Annotated in this window: 13 protein-coding genes and 1 tRNA gene; 4 read left to right on the forward strand and 10 right to left on the reverse strand. The window is 34.6% G+C overall.

What is annotated here, in order from left to right; all coding sequences use genetic code 11:
• Positions 1 to 3: 3 nt before the first annotated feature.
• The 3 genes from IWX83_RS09615 to IWX83_RS09625 are packed head-to-tail and all read right to left on the reverse strand — an operon-like array spanning position 4 to position 5,539.
• A complete protein-coding gene (locus tag IWX83_RS09615) occupies positions 4 to 1,809 on the reverse strand; it encodes a peptide MFS transporter (protein WP_073352771.1) in 1,806 nt (601 codons plus the stop codon).
• A 4-nt stretch (positions 1,810 to 1,813) separates the two neighbouring features.
• Positions 1,814 to 3,358, reverse strand: coding sequence for a peptide MFS transporter (locus tag IWX83_RS09620; RefSeq protein ID WP_196829298.1), 1,545 nt, complete (start codon positions 3,356 to 3,358; stop codon positions 1,814 to 1,816).
• A 9-nt stretch (positions 3,359 to 3,367) separates the two neighbouring features.
• The gene (locus IWX83_RS09625; RefSeq protein WP_196829300.1) at positions 3,368 to 5,539 is read right to left on the reverse strand and encodes a S9 family peptidase; all 2,172 of its coding nucleotides are present in this window, start codon (positions 5,537 to 5,539) and stop codon (positions 3,368 to 3,370) included.
• A 179-nt stretch (positions 5,540 to 5,718) separates the two neighbouring features.
• Between IWX83_RS09625 and IWX83_RS09630 the strand changes: the two genes are divergently transcribed.
• Positions 5,719 to 7,035: a hydroxymethylglutaryl-CoA reductase, degradative gene (locus IWX83_RS09630; RefSeq protein ID WP_196829302.1), complete on the forward strand. Its 1,317-nt coding sequence runs from the start codon at positions 5,719 to 5,721 to the stop codon at positions 7,033 to 7,035.
• A 69-nt stretch (positions 7,036 to 7,104) separates the two neighbouring features.
• Entirely contained in the window at positions 7,105 to 8,022 is a 918-nt protein-coding gene (locus IWX83_RS09635; RefSeq protein ID WP_196829304.1) for a GYDIA family GHMP kinase, read from the forward strand.
• A gap of 121 nt (positions 8,023 to 8,143) precedes the next feature.
• Here IWX83_RS09635 and IWX83_RS09640 read toward each other — a convergent pair whose 3' ends face one another.
• The 6 genes from IWX83_RS09640 to IWX83_RS09665 all read right to left on the reverse strand — a co-directional run bounded on the left by IWX83_RS09640 (position 8,144) and on the right by IWX83_RS09665 (position 14,389).
• The gene (locus tag IWX83_RS09640; protein WP_196829306.1) at positions 8,144 to 10,240 is read right to left on the reverse strand and encodes a peptidylprolyl isomerase; all 2,097 of its coding nucleotides are present in this window, start codon (positions 10,238 to 10,240) and stop codon (positions 8,144 to 8,146) included.
• Between the two features lie 108 nt (positions 10,241 to 10,348).
• Positions 10,349 to 11,608: a hemolysin family protein gene (locus IWX83_RS09645; RefSeq protein WP_196829308.1), complete on the reverse strand. Its 1,260-nt coding sequence runs from the start codon at positions 11,606 to 11,608 to the stop codon at positions 10,349 to 10,351.
• A gap of 3 nt (positions 11,609 to 11,611) precedes the next feature.
• Positions 11,612 to 11,809, reverse strand: coding sequence for a hypothetical protein (locus tag IWX83_RS09650; protein ID WP_196829310.1), 198 nt, complete (start codon positions 11,807 to 11,809; stop codon positions 11,612 to 11,614).
• A 10-nt stretch (positions 11,810 to 11,819) separates the two neighbouring features.
• Entirely contained in the window at positions 11,820 to 12,374 is a 555-nt protein-coding gene (gene lptC / locus IWX83_RS09655) for an LPS export ABC transporter periplasmic protein LptC (protein ID WP_196829312.1), read from the reverse strand.
• Positions 12,375 to 12,414: 40 nt separating this feature from the next.
• Positions 12,415 to 13,662 (reverse strand): hypothetical protein, encoded by a 1,248-nt coding sequence (locus tag IWX83_RS09660; protein ID WP_196829314.1) that lies wholly within the window; start codon positions 13,660 to 13,662, stop codon positions 12,415 to 12,417.
• The gene (locus IWX83_RS09665; RefSeq protein WP_196829316.1) at positions 13,655 to 14,389 is read right to left on the reverse strand and encodes a type III pantothenate kinase; all 735 of its coding nucleotides are present in this window, start codon (positions 14,387 to 14,389) and stop codon (positions 13,655 to 13,657) included. Before IWX83_RS09665 ends, IWX83_RS09660 begins: the two co-directional genes overlap by 8 nt.
• Before the next feature lie 128 nt (positions 14,390 to 14,517).
• Here IWX83_RS09665 and IWX83_RS09670 point away from each other — a divergent pair.
• Positions 14,518 to 14,590, forward strand: a tRNA-Phe gene (locus IWX83_RS09670).
• 198 nt (positions 14,591 to 14,788) lie between these two features.
• Here IWX83_RS09670 and IWX83_RS09675 read toward each other — a convergent pair.
• Positions 14,789 to 15,328 carry a YSC84-related protein gene (locus tag IWX83_RS09675; protein ID WP_196829318.1) on the reverse strand — a complete coding sequence of 180 codons (540 nt, stop codon included), beginning with the start codon at positions 15,326 to 15,328 and terminating at the stop codon, positions 14,789 to 14,791.
• A gap of 599 nt (positions 15,329 to 15,927) precedes the next feature.
• On the opposite strand from IWX83_RS09675, the gene IWX83_RS09680 reads away from it, so the two are divergent.
• Positions 15,928 to 16,347, forward strand: a complete 420-nt coding sequence (locus IWX83_RS09680; protein ID WP_073352781.1) for a helix-turn-helix domain-containing protein — start codon at positions 15,928 to 15,930, stop codon at positions 16,345 to 16,347.
• Positions 16,348 to 16,351: the final 4 nt, after the last annotated feature.

Raw genomic sequence — 16,351 nt, forward strand, 5'->3', positions numbered from 1 at the left:
AATTTAACGAACACCGTGCATCAGTTTTTTAATAACTGGAGTCATCGCTACAGAGAATAAAGCAACTACAATAGAGATGATAGTCAACATCCAAAAGAAGTAACTCAATCCGTGTTCATTGGCAATTTTATCAATATTTTCTCCAAACATACCGGCACCTTTCATCCCGATTGCTACCGCTAAATACCAAACACCAAACATAAATGCAATCATACGAGCCGGAACTAGCTTACTCACATAAGACAATCCAACCGGAGAAATACACAATTCAGCCATAGTATGGAAAAGATACACCAGAATCAACCAAATCATACTTACCGAAGCTGTTTTTGCACCTGCTTCGATTCCGCTTGCGCCAAAAGCTACACAAGCCATTCCAAGGGCTAATAATCCCATTCCGATTCCGTATTTCAAATTCGCAGAAGGATTGTATTTACTTTCCCACCATTTAGAGAATAACGGTGCTAACGAAATAATAAACAAAGAGTTTAGGGTAGAAAACCAAGTGGCTGGAACTTCCGTTAAGGCCGTGGTAACTTTATCAATTTTCAATGCTTGCAAAGTTGAATCTGATAATGATAAATAACCTGCTGTATAATAATCTTTTGTCAACATCCAGATTGCTATTGCCCAAATAATGATAAAACTTACACTTAGAATAATATTTGCAAGGGCATAGAATTTAAAGGTCTGTTTGAATAATAAAATTAATACCCAAGTAATAATTACCAAAGGCAAAATAGTGATTAATGAATTCATCACTAAAAACACCACACTCCAATTACCTGTTAAAACACGATCCGTATAATCACTGGCAAAAATGGTTAAACTGTTTGGTGATTGTTCAAAAATTGCCCAAAAGAAAATTGTCAGAAATGCGAAAAATGTAACCGCAATTAATTTTTCTTTGGTGATTTTAGAATATTGAGTAAATCTGTAAATCAACAATATAATAAATACGACTAAAGCAGAAACAATAGCAATAGCGTTTCCATTAGGACCTAAGAAAGAAAAAATATTCACTTTACCTCCTGATATTTTTGAAGCGGGATCATTTACAAGCCATAATAAAGCTAAAATAGAAGAGAAAGCTATTGCTGCTAATTGTATTGGAGAAAAAGGATTTCTTTTATCTGTATCCAATGCTTCCGCTTTTGCTTTGCTTTCTTTATTTGGTTTCAAACCAATGTCACCAAAGATATCTTGAGACAACCAAAACTGTAACATTCCAAAGAACATAAAGATTCCGGCTAAACCAAATCCGTAAGTCCAACCTACTTTTTCTCCTAAATAACCACAAAGTAAAATCCCGAAGAACGCTCCGGCATTTACACCCATATAAAATAAAGTGTACGCACCATCTTTCTTTTCTGGACGGTCTTTGTACATTTCAGAAACGATTGATGTCATGTTTGGTTTAAAGAAACCATTTCCAAAAACCAACAATACTAATCCCAAATAAATAGAAAATTCAGTTTCGACAGCCATAGAAGCGTGTCCTAAAGTCATTAAAGTGGCTCCAACAACAACAGCCCATCTAAAACCAATTACTTTATCGGCAAAATACCCCCCTAACATGGTAGATAAATAAACCAAACCTACATAAGATCCAAATAATGCAGACGCATTTTCACGAGTCCATTCCCAACCACCATCTGTAAAGGAAGCTGTTAAAAATAAAATCAATAATGAACGCATTCCGTAGAATGAAAATCGCTCCCACATCTCTGTGAAGAATAAAACGAATAATCCCGCTGGATGTCCTAGAACGGTACTTTTAAAAAATTGATCTGTAGTATTTTCACTCATATTATTAATTGTTTAATTCTTTATCTACTCCGTGCATTAATTTTTTGATCACTGGCGAAAGTGCCAAGAGCACCACACCAAAACCAAGTCCTGTATAAAATAAGTATTCAAAAAGGACTAAGTAACTCTGTTTTGCTAAGTTTAAATCTGGCGCTGTACCATTAGAAGTATCCACTGACGCGATGTTAGCTAAAATGGATGCAATAAATTCAGAACTGGCTGTAGCCAAAAACCAAACCCCCATCATGAATCCTACGATTTTTACTGGCGATAATTTAGTAACAGCAGACAGTCCAACTGGTGATAGGCACAATTCTCCGCAGGTATGTAAAAAGTAGGTAAGAATCAACCAGATCATGGCCACTTTCCCCAAACCCGAGAGGCTAATCCCTAAAACCAAAGACCCAAACCCCAAACCTACCAACAACAATGCCATAGAAAATTTTACCGCTGTATTAGGATTGTATTTCCCTAACTTTACCCATAACCAAGCAAAAACTGGGGCTAATAAAATAATAAACAACGCGTTGAAACTTAGAAATTGCCCCGCTGAGATCGTATATCCAAAAATTGTTCTATCTAAAATACGATCAGCAAATAAATTCAAAGAAGTATAAGCTTGCTCGAATAATGCCCAGAAGATTATGGTAAAAACAATCAAAATTGTCAAAGCGATTAGTTGCTCTCTCGCTTTCTTGTCCAGTTGCGTAACTGCATAATAAACGATATAAATAAAAGAAACAGCACCAGCAACCATCAAGGAATACGAAACGACTTCATGACGTTGCACCATTTGCCAAAAAACAAGTGCAGAAGAAACGCTTACTAAGTATATTAACCATTCATTTTTGATGCCAAATGATTTTTTCTCTAACGTTTCTGGAACTTTTGGCTCTCCTTTGCCCATCAATAATTTTCTTCCGGAAATAAAAGTTACCAGTCCAAAAAACATTCCCACTCCAGCTGCACCAAAACCATAGCTCCAACCGTATTTTTCTCCAAGCCAAACGCAAAGTAAGGTAGCCAAGAACGACCCTAAATTGATTCCCATATAGAACAACGTGAATCCGGAATCTCTTCTTTTATCACCTGTTTCATATAGTTCTCCTACTAAAGAAGAGATGTTGGCTTTCAAAAAACCAACCCCTACTATGATCAAGGATAAGGAAAAGTAAAATATTTGCAAAGCGGTTTCGTCCCGTGTAATTTCACCTGTCATCGATTGTGTTGCAGCATTTCCTTCATAAGCCATTCCTACATGACCTAAAACTAGCATAATCCCACCAAAAACAATCGCTTTTCTAAAACCTAAATACCGATCCGCAATAAAACCACCTATTACTGGCACGGCATACACTAAAGCGGCATAACTACCTATTAATAAATTTCCTGAAGTATCTGAAAAAAGATGGTATCGTGTCAGATAGAAAATCAACAATGCTTTCATTCCGTAAAAGGAGAAGCGTTCCCACATTTCTGTAAAAAACAATATAAAAAGCGCTTTTGGATGTCCAAAAAATTCTTCCTGATTCAATGCGTCGTTTGTCATAAAGCGCTGTTATAAATTTTCTTTAATGAAATTAGTCATTTTCGTGTACAATTGGACTCTGGTTTTCCCACCATAAATCCCATGATTATTGTCTGGATAAATTTGCGAATCAAATTGTTTATTGGCCTGAATCAAAGCTTCCATCATTTGCATGGAGTTTTGAACATGTACATTATCATCTCCTGAACCGTGAATCAAAAGGAATTTCCCTTTCAATTTACCCACATGATTTATGGGTGAGTTATCATCGTAACCGCTCGCATTTTCTTGTGGCGTTGTCATGTAACGTTCCGTGTACACACTGTCATAAAAACGCCAGTTCGTCACTGGAGCTACAGCAATTGCCATTTTGAAAACATCATTTCCTTTCATGATACAATTAGACGCCATAAATCCACCATACGACCAGCCAAATATACCAATTCTAGCTTTATCCACAAATGTGTAATTTCCTAATACTTTAGCAGCCTCTATTTGGTCTTCCACTTCGTATTTTCCTAATTGTAATTGCGTCACTTTTTTGAAATCAGCTCCTTTAAAACCAGTTCCGCGTCCGTCAACACAAGCTACAATATAACCTTGTTGTGACAACATCATAAACCAGTAATCATCAGTACTATTCCATTCGTTATTTACTTGTTGTGAACCAGGACCCGAATATTGGTACATGAAAACCGGATATTTTTTTGCTGGATCAAAATTTTTCGGTTTAATCATCCAAGCATTTAGTTCATTCCCTTTTGCTGTTTTCAAAACAAAAAACTCTTTTGCCGGTAAATCATAGCTTTTTAGCTTTGCAGCCAAAGTTTCATTGTTCTCAATAACTTGAACTTGTTTTCCAAATTTAGCATCGTTCAACGTATACGTCGTAGGTTGAGCAGCGCTAGAAAACGTGTTAATGTAGTATTGAAAATTCGGACTGAACGTCGCCGCATTCGTTCCTGTAAATTGTGATAAACGCACTTTGTTTTTTCCGTCTAGACCTATTTTGTAAACATCTCTGTTGATCGATCCATTTTCAACAGACTGATAGAAAACCGTATTTGTCTTTTCGTCTAAACCATAATAATTAGTTACTTCCCATTTTCCTTTAGTAATTTGGTTTTTCAATTTTCCGGTTTTATCATATAAATAGATATGATTGAAACCGTCTTTTTCAGAGGTCCAAATAAAACTGTTGTCTTTCAAAAACGTCAAATTATCCGTTACATCAACATATGCTTTATCTTTTTCGTTCAAAACTACTTTTGCAGCTCCTGAATTACCATCGATAAATAACAAATCTAAATTGTTTTGATGGCGATTCAATACCTGTGCAGACAATGTATTTGCCTCGTTAGTCCATTTCAATCTGGCAATATAAAAATCATTATAGTTGCCCAAATCTATATTTTTTATCGCATTTGCATTCACATCATATATATGTAACGAAACTACAGCGTTCTTCTCCCCTGCTTTTGGATATTTGAAGGTTTGCATCATTGGATACAACTCTTTTCCAAACATGGACATCGAAAATTCTGGAACTTGACTTTCGTCAAAACGTATGTAAGCTACTTTTTTGCTGTCAGCGCTCCAATCGAAAGCTTTTACAAAAGCAAATTCTTCTTCGTAAACCCAATCCGTAATACCGTTAATAATGCCATTTTTTTGTCCGTCTGTAGTTATTGCAGTTGATGTAGCAGAAGCTAAATCATATACATATAGATTATTTTCTTTGGCGTAAGCAATCTTTTTTCCATCAGGTGAAAAAGTAGGCTCCTGAACCTGAAAATCAAATAGTTTTCTTAATTTTTTATTGGTGATGTCATATAAATAATAGTCCGCAGTAAACGAGTGGCGGAAGATTTGATTGGTAATGCAAGCCAATAAAATCATTTTTTCTGAAGCGTCAAACGTGTAACTGTCAATCCCGCCAGACAATTCTCTGTGCGATTTTGTATCTATTAATGTTGACACTTTTTTTAATGTTGCAAAATCATACAAATCAATCTGCATGCTTCTGGACTGCCTGTCCGCATTCAAAACCGTGTACTGATTTGTATTTTTCAACGATTGTAATTCATCCATTCCCTGAGCTCGAAATGTACCGTTATAAAGTTCATCAATTGTGATTTTTTGTTGACCAACAACGGTAAAACACAAGAATAAAAATAATGCTATAATTTTTTTCGAATACATACTATTTATTTAAAGATAAAAACCGTCAATTTTAGTGAAAAAATTACAATTATCGGTCATTTTATATGTTAAATGTAAAAAGTATTATAAAAAATAACCTTTCGCTGAATATAATTTGATTGTAAATAAAACGGCTAAAACCGTATCTTTGCAACTAATTACACCATAATCAATTGAGAATGAACAAGGCTATTAGCGGATTTTCTAAATTATCCAAAGAAGAAAAAATTAAATGGATTGCCGATCAATATTTTTCAACGCCCACAGAAGCCATCGCCTTGCTGAAAAACTATTGGAATACTGATGAAAAAATACAGAAATTACACGATGAATTCATAGAAAACACGATAACCAATTTCTATATTCCACTTGGAGTTGCTCCTAATTTCCTGATTAATGGAAAATACAGCACCATTCCCATGGCTATTGAGGAAAGTTCTGTCGTTGCTGCTGCCGCAAAAGCTGCTAAATTTTGGTCCACGCGAGGCGGATTTAAAGCAACGGTAATCAATACAGAAAAAATTGGTCAGGTTCATTTTATTTATAAAGGTGACGTTTCTAAACTGAACTTGTTTTTTGCGCAAAACAAAAATAAATTTTTCTCAGAAACCGAATCGATTACCACAAATATGCAAAAACGCGGTGGTGGAATTTTAGACATTATTCTAAAAGACAAAACTGATTTATTGCCCAATTATTTTCAGCTCCATGCCACTTTTGAAACCAAAGACAGCATGGGAGCCAATTTCATCAATTCGTGTCTGGAACAATTTTCCAAAACATTAAAAGAAGAAGCACATCATTATGACTTGTTCACGGAAACGGAGAAAGACATTGAAGTCGTAATGAGTATTCTTTCCAATTATGTTCCAAATTGTATCGTAAGAGCTGAAGTTTCTTGTCCAATTGCAGACTTAGAAGAGAAACACATTACGAATCCTCTGGAATTTGCCGAGAAATTTGTGCAAGCCGTTCAAATCGCCGAAGTCGAGCCGTATCGTGCCGTAACACACAACAAAGGAATCATGAACGGGGTAGACGCAGTAGTTTTAGCAACAGGAAATGATTTCCGTGCTGTCGAAGCAGGAATTCACGCCTATGCTTCCCGAAACGGAAAATATTCCAGTCTTTCCCACGCCAAAATAGAAAATGGTGTTTTTACTTTTTGGCTGGAAATTCCTTTAGCATTAGGAACTGTTGGTGGTTTAACTTCCCTGCATCCATTGGTAAAATTATCATTGGAAATGCTGGAAAAACCATCTGCCAAAGAATTAATGCAGTTTGTAGCCGTAGCCGGTTTGGCTCAAAATTTTGCCGCTTTACGTTCATTAACTACAACTGGAATTCAGGAAGGACACATGAAAATGCACTTGAATAACATCATCAACCAGTTTGAAGCCACCGATGAAGAACGCATTTTAATTCAGAAACATTTCAAAAAAAATACCGTATCGCACAGCGCTGTGGTCTCCTTTATTGAAGGCTTAAGAAAATAAATTTTAGAATAAGCTCAGAGTTCCTAGGCTTTAAGGAGTAAAAAAGATACTGAAATAAATTCAGCATACATGAAAGAAACATTCTACAGTAACGGAAAACTTTTAATCACGGGAGAATACCTGGTTCTTGATGGCGCCAAAGCTTTTGCATTACCCACAAAAATGGGACAAAATCTAATTATAGAAGAAGGAAGCCGTAAAAAAATCATCTGGAAAAGTTACGATGCAGATGGAAGTATTTGGTTTGAAGACACGCTTTCATTTTCTGATATTGTAACAGGAATAGCTGCTGAAAATGAATCGGTCAAAACTACACTTACTACTATTTTACACGAAGCATTTAAACTCAATCCGGATTTCATTTTAAATTCAGATGGTTACATTATCACCACTGAACTTGGATTTCCGAAAAGCTGGGGTTTGGGAACGTCATCGACTTTAATAAACAACATTGCCCAATGGTTGCAAATCGATGCTTTCACATTACTTAAAAACAGTTTTGGAGGTAGTGGTTATGATATTGCGTGTGCACAAAATGACACTCCTATTGTATATCAGTTAAAAAACGGAAAACCTATTATTGAAAAAGCCACTTTTAATCCAGAATTCACACAAAACCTATACTTTGTATATCTGAATAAAAAGCAAAGCAGTAAAACTGCAATTGCTGCTTACAATATGAATAAAAAGAATAATCTACCGAGAACAATCGCTATAAATGACGTGATAACTTCTGAAGTTTTGAATGCTGCAACAATTCAATCTTTTGCTTCGGCAATGCAAAAACACGAAGCACAAATGAGCAGCATTCTGGAAACACCAACGATAAAAGAATCTTTGTTTCCTGATTTTAATGGTGTGATAAAAAGTCTGGGAGCTTGGGGAGGCGATTTTGTGATGGTTATATCGGAGGACAACCCAACACCGTATTTTAAATTAAAAGGATATGAAACTATTCTTCGTTATGATGAAATGATCTTATTCTAATTGGATCGTTTTCCTTAGACACTAAATTTCAAGATCGTTTTTCAAAATCAATCTGTAAAATAAAAATCCCGATACATTCAGCATGTATCGGGATTTTTTATTTTGATTAATTACTTTTTAACTAGTAATTAAAATCTTGTCTGTTGTCTTCAATTTTAGCATTTCCTTTCAATGCAGGAATTACTCTATTTACTTCTGAAGCGCTTTGCGCTTTCAATTTAGCAACGTAAGGAGCATGGTTTTTCATTGCTGGAGCTTTTACAGTACTTATGTTTTTAACTACGTAAACACCTGTATTCCCTTCGATAGGAGCTGACATTTTATTGGCTGCTAAAGAAAATGCATTTCCTACTACTTTTGGTTCAGGACCTACATTTGGCAACATGGTGTTTTCCATGGTGACATCAGCCGCTTGTTGAACCGTTCCGCCTACTGCTTTCGCAATAGCTTCAAGCGAAGAACCTGTCATCTTTGCTTTGATCATTACTGCTTTTTTCTTATTTTTAAGTATTTGTTCTACATAAGGTCTCGCTACAGAAACAGCAACTAAACCAGATTTATCAATACTTTTTACCTTTGCAATAACGTGTCCAACATTAGCCACTTCAAATCTTTTTACAGATCCTTCTTTAACTCCGTCTTCAAAAGCCCATCTTACAATAGTTCTTTGATTTCCTAATGTTCCAAAGTTTTCATCCATCCCTTTTACAGAGACAGCTGGAGTAACTTTAAGACCCATTTCTTTTGCTGCTTTATTAAAATCTTTATCCGCTGCATCCATTTCAAATTTAGTTGCTTGAGTAAACATTTTATCAGAAGTAGCTTCAGATGCTTCAATTTTTTGAGCTACAGTAGCCAAACGAATTCCGTCTTGTTTGTCTGTTACTTTAATAATATGAAAACCAAAATCAGTTTCTACTAAACCTACTTTCCCAATTCCATTACTGAAAACAAAATCATTAAACGGCTTCACCATTTGGTTTGGACCAAAGTAGCCTAAATCACCACCTTGCTGTGCAGATGAATCATCAGAAGCTGTGAAAGCCAACATCATGAAACTATCTGGATTAGCTGTAACCTGCGCTAAAATATCTTCTGCTTTAGCTTTAGCTTGTTCTTTCGTTCTTTTTTCTTTTTGATTTGGAACTTGAGTTCCTTCGTAACCAATTAAAATATGACTTGCTTTTGCATTTACACCGGATTTCATTCCCATAGATTTAGAAATACAATAGTATTTTCCAAACATGTAAGGACCATAAACTGCCCCTGGAGCCAAGTTGAACAATTTATCAGCATCTACAGCTGGTAAATCTTTCTTAGCGATATAAGTTGAATCGTAAGGAACATCTGAATTTGAATTCACAAAGTCGATTGCATTTTTGGTAGTTCTAAATCCAGCAACAGTATCATTTTTTCCAGTAGCTTGGTTGTACACCACGCTTCCTGTCAACAACGCATTTATTTTGGTTTTTACTTCAGCCTCATCTGCTGTAGAAGCTTTGTCTTCAATCAAGACATATTCTACTTCACGAGATTCATCTGCTTTGAATTTTTTTTCATTTTTCTTCATGTAGTCAACTATCTCTGCATCGGTGATTTTTACATCACTATCTTTAATCGTCGAATATAAACCGGCAACATAAGCAAAGTTCACTTTGTTTGCTTCCATTTCGTATTTCATTTTCCCTTCACTTTCCGTTGTAAAAACGGCCGCTTTGATCATTGTGTTGTACATTTGATATTTAGCGTTTAGTTCAGCGTCTTTTTCTCTATCTTTTAAAAATTGAGCTTGTTCAGGATTTGACTTGAAGTATTCTTTGAATTTAGCAACATCAAATACACCAGCAGCATTCATAAACAATGGATTTCCACCAATATTTTGATCTGCTTTTAAAACTTCTAATAAGTGCTTTTCACCTACTCTAAGTCCTAATTTTTCAAATTCAGAAGTCAACAAAGCAATAGAAACTTCTTGGTCCCAAACTCTGTTTGCCGCTTCTGTTGAAGTAATCCCTTGCCCACTTTTCTCTACATTGCTCACTTTAACTCTAAAGTCTTCAAATGAAATATCTTTATCGTCAATGCTTCCCACATCTTTTGATGTACTGTTGAAACCACCACTGTTGAATATATCACCTATGATAAATGCTAATAAACAAAACCCGATAACGAGTATCAGAAGAAGTGAACGTTGTCTAATTTTTTGTAAAACTGCCATTTTATTGTTGTTAATTTATATATTCAGTTTGCGAAAATACAATTATCTAATTAATAATTATACTAGTAGCGTTTTATTTTGCAAGAAATTTTATTTTCACAATAAAAATCAGTCTTGAACGCTCATTTTAACTAATTCTATTTTCTTATTTGTTGCTTCTTCTATTATAAAATGATAGATTCCTATTGGAATGACGTCCCCTTTTTGCGGAATTTCTTTTGTAAAATCGACAATAAAACCGCCTAGTGTTCCGTAGGAATCTCCTTCTGGAATTTGTAATTTATAAGTTTGATTCAAATATTCTACATCTAAGCGAGCTGAAAATATAAAAACACCTTCTCCGAGTTCTTTTTCTACCAATTCTTCATCAGAGTCATGTTCGTCTTCAATTTCGCCAAAAAGCTCTTCAACAATATCTTCAATAGTTATAATACCTGATGTTCCCCCATATTCGTCCAAAACAACTGCGACACTTTTTCGCTTTTTAGTTAGCAAACTCATGGCATCCTTTATAAAAATTGTCTCCGGAACAAACTGTACCAAAATCACAATTTCTTTGATACTCTTTGGTTTTTTAAACAAGTCAAAGGAATGCACATAACCAATAATATCATCAAGAGAATTTTGATAAACCACAATTTTAGAATAGCCCGTTTCAATAAATAACGCCCTTAATTCTTCGATTGAATCAAATAAGTCAATGGCTATAATTTCGGTCCTAGGGCTCATTACATCTCTGGCTTTAACACCTGAGAACTCTAATGCATTTTGAAACATGAGTATTTCTGAATCTACTGTTTCGTTATCCTCTACCGTACGCATTTGTTCTGTAATGTAGTTTCCTAGTTCAATTTTACTAAAAAACAAGGATACACTATCCCCTTGTGTTTTAAAGAATTTTTTTAGTATGAAATCCGAAATTCCTACAAAGAAAGCAGCAATATATCCAAAAATCTTATAAAAAAAATAAGCTGGAAATGCAAAGAATTTAATTAATGAGTTGGCATAAATTTGAAAAAAAACTTTAGGAAGAAATTCTGATGTGATCAAAATAAGCATCGTTGAAACCAGCACTTGCAGCAGCAGCAGAAATCCTTCGGACAGAGGATAGTCTAAGGCTAAAAACCAACGCATCAAGACATCGCCCATTAAAAAACCATAAACCACCAAAGCAAGAATATTGCCTATGCCCATGGAGACAATAAAATTTGTAGGTTTCTCCGTCAGTTTGGTCAATATTTTTGATAGAAAATTATCCTGCTTTTTTTCAATCTCAAGATATATTTTATTCGAAGAGACAAAGGCTATCTCCATTCCTGAAAAAAAAGCACTTAGTATTAGACACAGTATTATAATACTAGCTTCCATCAATTAGGAATTTTTATTTCTATCTTCAAATTTTTTAGCAAATTTTCTTCTAAAGAAAAACATAAAGATGGCTAATCCTGCGATCATAAAACTCAACCACGGATTTCCCAATGCAGGATCATTTACTTTGGTAAAGCCATCATAAATGAAATAAGCTCCAAAAACAAGATAAACGTATTGTGTATATTTTAAGTAATTCATAATGTAAAAATTATTCGTTTGTTTCTACTTCGCCCGTTATTTTCTGAGAATTAATGACCTTGAAATCTTTACTGAAATCAATCCCTTGACCGTTTGAAACTCCTTTAGGATCGGTAAATTTAAATTTTCTTTCGGTAAAAAACCATTCGTTTTTTTGATCAAAATACAGCTGCTCTGTTTCCAGCATTTGACCTTGTTCTGTAAAAATTTTCACCTTTCCTTGTAAATCGATTATGCTAGTCCCTTTGAAAGAGATCGCATAATTTGATCTTATAAAGGTTTTCTTTTCTTTTTTATCGTATAGTGTCACATCAATCCCTTTAGGAAATTCAGTAAAAGGAAAATTAACACTTGCGTAATCAAGCATTTTAGAGCTCACAAGAACTGCGGTAATGCGACCGGAATCCGTATACTTGAGATTGACCTTATCCGCATCGCTGCTGGGTACAAATTCAGAAAAATTAATTTTTTGTATCTCTTTAAAATTACTTTCGCACCCAAAAAACAGTGTCACAGCAAAAACTGTGACAATCCATTTGATAGTATATCTTATAAATAAAGTCATACGATTAACTTACGAAGAAGTTGTAGTGGCAATTCCTCTTTTAGTTGAATTTTCTTTTCACAAACCATTGTTCGTTAAGTGAAAAACCAACACTTACGTTCGCATAGTTCTCTTCTACTAAGTTGGCAGCAGTAGTTCCTCTTTTTCCCAATTCAAGACCAATATTTACATTGGAGAATGTTCCCGTCAACGGCAATCCTACTCCAACTGTTACTGCCATATCTTGGATCGGTTCTGTGTTAATGACCAAACCTGTATTCTCAAATCTAAAACCACCTCTATAAGTAATCCTTTTGGCATAGCTTGTAAAGGAGTTGTAATTAGGCATATAATAGCCTCCAATACTATATTTGGAATGCTTCTCGTAGGTCACATTGTCAGGTGAATTATAATTATTACTTATAGAACTCGGTTCCTGAAAAGTATAACCAACTCCAATCAACCATTTTCTAGCTTCCCCAAAACCTGCTGCGGCAGCATATTTACTTGGCATTTTTAAATTTCTCTCTGTTTTCACATCGTCCAAAACATCTACAATTGACAAATCAAAATTTAAATTGTACAATGCTGTAGCAATATTTCTAGTGTTTTTAGCCTTTAAAGTACTTTCTAAAGAGTAATTAAAACTACTGAAAAAAGATATTTTTTTATAAAATTTGGTTTGATACATTACTCCAGCATTGAAATTAACCCCAGATAAATCTACTGTATTTAATTCTCGAGTACCTATTGCAATATCGGTAATATATTCAAAATTATTAGTTTCAATTTTTCCGAAATTATAATTCACATCAGCGCCTATAATTAAACCCTTCATTATTTTATATCCTAAACCAAGGAATGCTTTGTTCAAGCCTCCTTTTCCATTAAAACTTTGATTGTTTTCAGTAAGCGATCCTGCTGTTCTAATTTTATAACCAACGGAAGAATAAGGTATCAGTCCAAAACCTATACCAAATTTACCTAGTGGTAAACCTATGGCCAAATAGTCTAAAGTGGTTCTACGCGCATTTGACGACTCCGTGTCGGTTTTTAATTTTGTAATAGCCTGAGTCCCGCCTAAAGAAAATGTGGTCAGTTTCAAACTTGCGAAACTAGCTGGATTTTGTAAGTTCATGTGAATACTATCCTGCTCAATAGCAATCCCACCCATAGATCGATTTTCTAAGGTTCCTTTGAATCGCACATCACCTATTCCGTAAAAAGAGTATGGGGATGATGTCCCCTCTTGAGCAAAAGATACTAATGATAAAAGCAAACAAGCGCTTACTATAATTTTTTTAATCATTTTTGATTTTATATTGAAATGTTTGGTTCAAACTTTCCAGCAGAAAATTTGAATTGGCAAATATGGTATTTTTTAATCGTTTAGCCAAAAAATCTGTGTCCCCACCCGTTAAAATTATTATAAAATTTGAATACCGTGTACTATATTCTGTTATGAAACCGTCAATCTCATATACTAATCCATTGACCACACCAGAATGAATAGAATTTGAAGTCGAGTCTCCTATTAGTTCTTTAGGACTTTCTAATGCCAGTAAAGGTAATTTCGCAGTGTAATTGTGTAATGACTCATACCGCAATCGCAGTCCTGGCGTGATAGCTCCGCCCAAATAGTTATTTTGGTGATCAATAAAATCATAAGTGATGCAAGTTCCTGCATCAATAACTAGTCGGTTTTGATTGGGAAATTGAAAGACTGCTCCAGCTGCGAGAACCATTCGGTCTATTCCTAAAGTTTTGGGAGTAGTATATTTATTTTGGAAAGGAAAAGGATCTTCATTGGAAACAAAACAAATATTTAGAACCGAATCAAATGCTAAAAACGACTGCTTTTCGACATCTCCTACGGAGGAAACAACCAAATGAGCTACTTTTTGAAATTTATTTAAAATATTTTCAATGTTTTTCTCAAGCTCTATTTTGGTAAAAACAAAAATCTCTAAAAGGATAGCACCCTCAAAGACAGCTGCTTTAATTCTGGTATTTCCCACATCGACAACTAAAATCATAATTTGGTTTTTGGTGCTGCGAAGGTACGAATTGATTTTTTTTAAAAAATGTTTTGGATAAACTAAAAATCATTCTATATTTGCACCCGCAATGAGCAAGCATTACAGCTTTCGAAAAGCAAAAATAAGGTACCTTAGCTCAGATGGTAGAGCAATGGACTGAAAATCCATGTGTCCCTGGTTCGATCCCTGGAGGTACCACAAAACCCGAATAGCAATATTCGGGTTTTTTGTTTTAAAAATCTACTGTAATCATTAATTACACCTGATATAGTGGACAAAATTCAGCCGTTTTTACAGAACCGTTAGTGGTCTAGTATTATAAGCAGACAACCACCTTTGGATTGTAATATACCTTATGAACGCTGCATTTTCTTTTTTATCTCTTGATAAAATACCTTACAATTTATTAAATTGAAACTTTTGCCCTCCAACTGATGCTTCATACATGAGCCCTCCTTTTTGCATGGTAAAAACCATCACACCATCAGCATACTTTACATTAGTTGAAGCACCGGCCGTTACAGCAACCGCCGAAGCTTGGGCAGAAAACTCGAATTGGCTACCTTTAAATCGCTCCAAATCATTTTGCCCTTCAAAAAATATCACCTCTCGATAGGCTTGTCCACCGGCCTGAAATCCAATGCTTACTTGCGAAAGTTTAGCCATACCTATTATTTTTCCTCGCTCATAAACCACACCGTTGCCCGCTGCACCACCAATACCAAATCCGGCTTTACCCACATTGGGAAAAATTACATAACCGTATGCATCTTCAAACAGACCCTTCATTAACGCATCTGCTTTAACAAACTCAACCTTTGCCATCTTACTATCGGCGATGATTTTATTTTTCTTTGCTTTAGATTGCCCAAAAACGGATGCTGTACACAGCATACAAACCATCATTACTACCCAAATACTATTTGATTTTTTCATCTCTCTAGATTTAAATGTTATTAAAAAATTGAACTACGCTACCTTACTTTTGCTAAACAAGAAGCAAAATATGGCTATTCAAATATACCATATTTTTTTAAAATAAATAATAAATACATTGATTATCAATTATATAGGTAAAAAATAAAAAATCCGAAAAGACATTCCTCCGACTCGATTAAATCAGGAAACATTTAAATAAGTGGTATTGCCTGTTAAAAAAACGGTATCGCACCAGAACGATTGAAAACACTTCGTTTTTGCTTTCAATAAAATAAACTAATGATTCTTTACTAATCACCATCATAGCTTTCCTTTATAATTAGGTTGAGAAAAACCGACTCCTTATTGTAAACTCCACCAGTTCATTTCAAAACAGCCAAAAACTACCAAATTTTTCTTTCGCAGGACCTTGATTAAAATAAAAACTACACAACGTAAAAGTTATTCAAGAGATATTTTAAAACAGGCTACACTATTATCAAAACCACATTATTTTTTCAATAAAAATGCGCCTTTCGTAAATATAAAACGATATAATTATATAATTCTCTTTTATATTGTTGCAAGATTACTATATTTATGCAAAATTTATATATATGGAGATTTTAAGCTGTCCAAAATGCCAAAGCAACCACATCATAAAAAGTGGTGTAATTAACAGCAAACAAAGGTACTTATGTAAAAAATGCAATTATTTTTTTACGGTTAATAAAATTGGAAAAAAGATAGATGATTACTACGTAACCAAAGCATTGCAGCTCTACTTAGAAGGTCTAAGTTTTCGGGAAATAGAGCGAATAATAGGGGTTTCACATGTAACGGTGAGCAATTGGGTAAAGTCTTATAATATCAAAAAGCCCTCTCACGCCAACTACCATCCCACTTACAAGATTTTTAGCCACTTAGAACTAGTAGAATTTTTAAAAAACAAGGAATTACTCTCTGGAGCAGGGATGATTATTACCGAACTTGGCGATAAGTTTATGCTCATTAAATGGGAGCGATTTAAAGATTAACTAT

It is taken from the genome of Flavobacterium sp. CG_9.1 (assembly GCF_015751645.1).
Lineage (GTDB): Bacteria > Bacteroidota > Bacteroidia > Flavobacteriales > Flavobacteriaceae > Flavobacterium > Flavobacterium xanthum.

What these genes read in the sequence shown, in the direction of transcription:
- IWX83_RS09660 (WP_196829314.1), bottom strand. Translation starts at nt 13,662, where the DNA reads ATGATTAAAAAAATTATAGTAAGCGCTTGTTTGCTTTTATCATTAGTA.
- IWX83_RS09630 (WP_196829302.1), top strand. Translation starts at nt 5,719, where the DNA reads ATGAACAAGGCTATTAGCGGATTTTCTAAATTATCCAAAGAAGAAAAA.
- IWX83_RS09650 (WP_196829310.1), bottom strand. Translation starts at nt 11,809, where the DNA reads ATGAATTACTTAAAATATACACAATACGTTTATCTTGTTTTTGGAGCT.
- IWX83_RS09640 (WP_196829306.1), bottom strand. Translation starts at nt 10,240, where the DNA reads ATGGCAGTTTTACAAAAAATTAGACAACGTTCACTTCTTCTGATACTC.
- IWX83_RS09615 (WP_073352771.1), bottom strand. Translation starts at nt 1,809, where the DNA reads ATGAGTGAAAATACTACAGATCAATTTTTTAAAAGTACCGTTCTAGGA.
- IWX83_RS09645 (WP_196829308.1), bottom strand. Translation starts at nt 11,608, where the DNA reads ATGGAAGCTAGTATTATAATACTGTGTCTAATACTAAGTGCTTTTTTT.
- IWX83_RS09680 (WP_073352781.1), top strand. Translation starts at nt 15,928, where the DNA reads ATGGAGATTTTAAGCTGTCCAAAATGCCAAAGCAACCACATCATAAAA.
- IWX83_RS09620 (WP_196829298.1), bottom strand. Translation starts at nt 3,358, where the DNA reads ATGACAAACGACGCATTGAATCAGGAAGAATTTTTTGGACATCCAAAA.
- IWX83_RS09635 (WP_196829304.1), top strand. Translation starts at nt 7,105, where the DNA reads ATGAAAGAAACATTCTACAGTAACGGAAAACTTTTAATCACGGGAGAA.
- lptC (WP_196829312.1), bottom strand. Translation starts at nt 12,374, where the DNA reads ATGACTTTATTTATAAGATATACTATCAAATGGATTGTCACAGTTTTT.
- IWX83_RS09665 (WP_196829316.1), bottom strand. Translation starts at nt 14,389, where the DNA reads ATGATTTTAGTTGTCGATGTGGGAAATACCAGAATTAAAGCAGCTGTC.
- IWX83_RS09675 (WP_196829318.1), bottom strand. Translation starts at nt 15,328, where the DNA reads ATGAAAAAATCAAATAGTATTTGGGTAGTAATGATGGTTTGTATGCTG.
- IWX83_RS09625 (WP_196829300.1), bottom strand. Translation starts at nt 5,539, where the DNA reads ATGTATTCGAAAAAAATTATAGCATTATTTTTATTCTTGTGTTTTACC.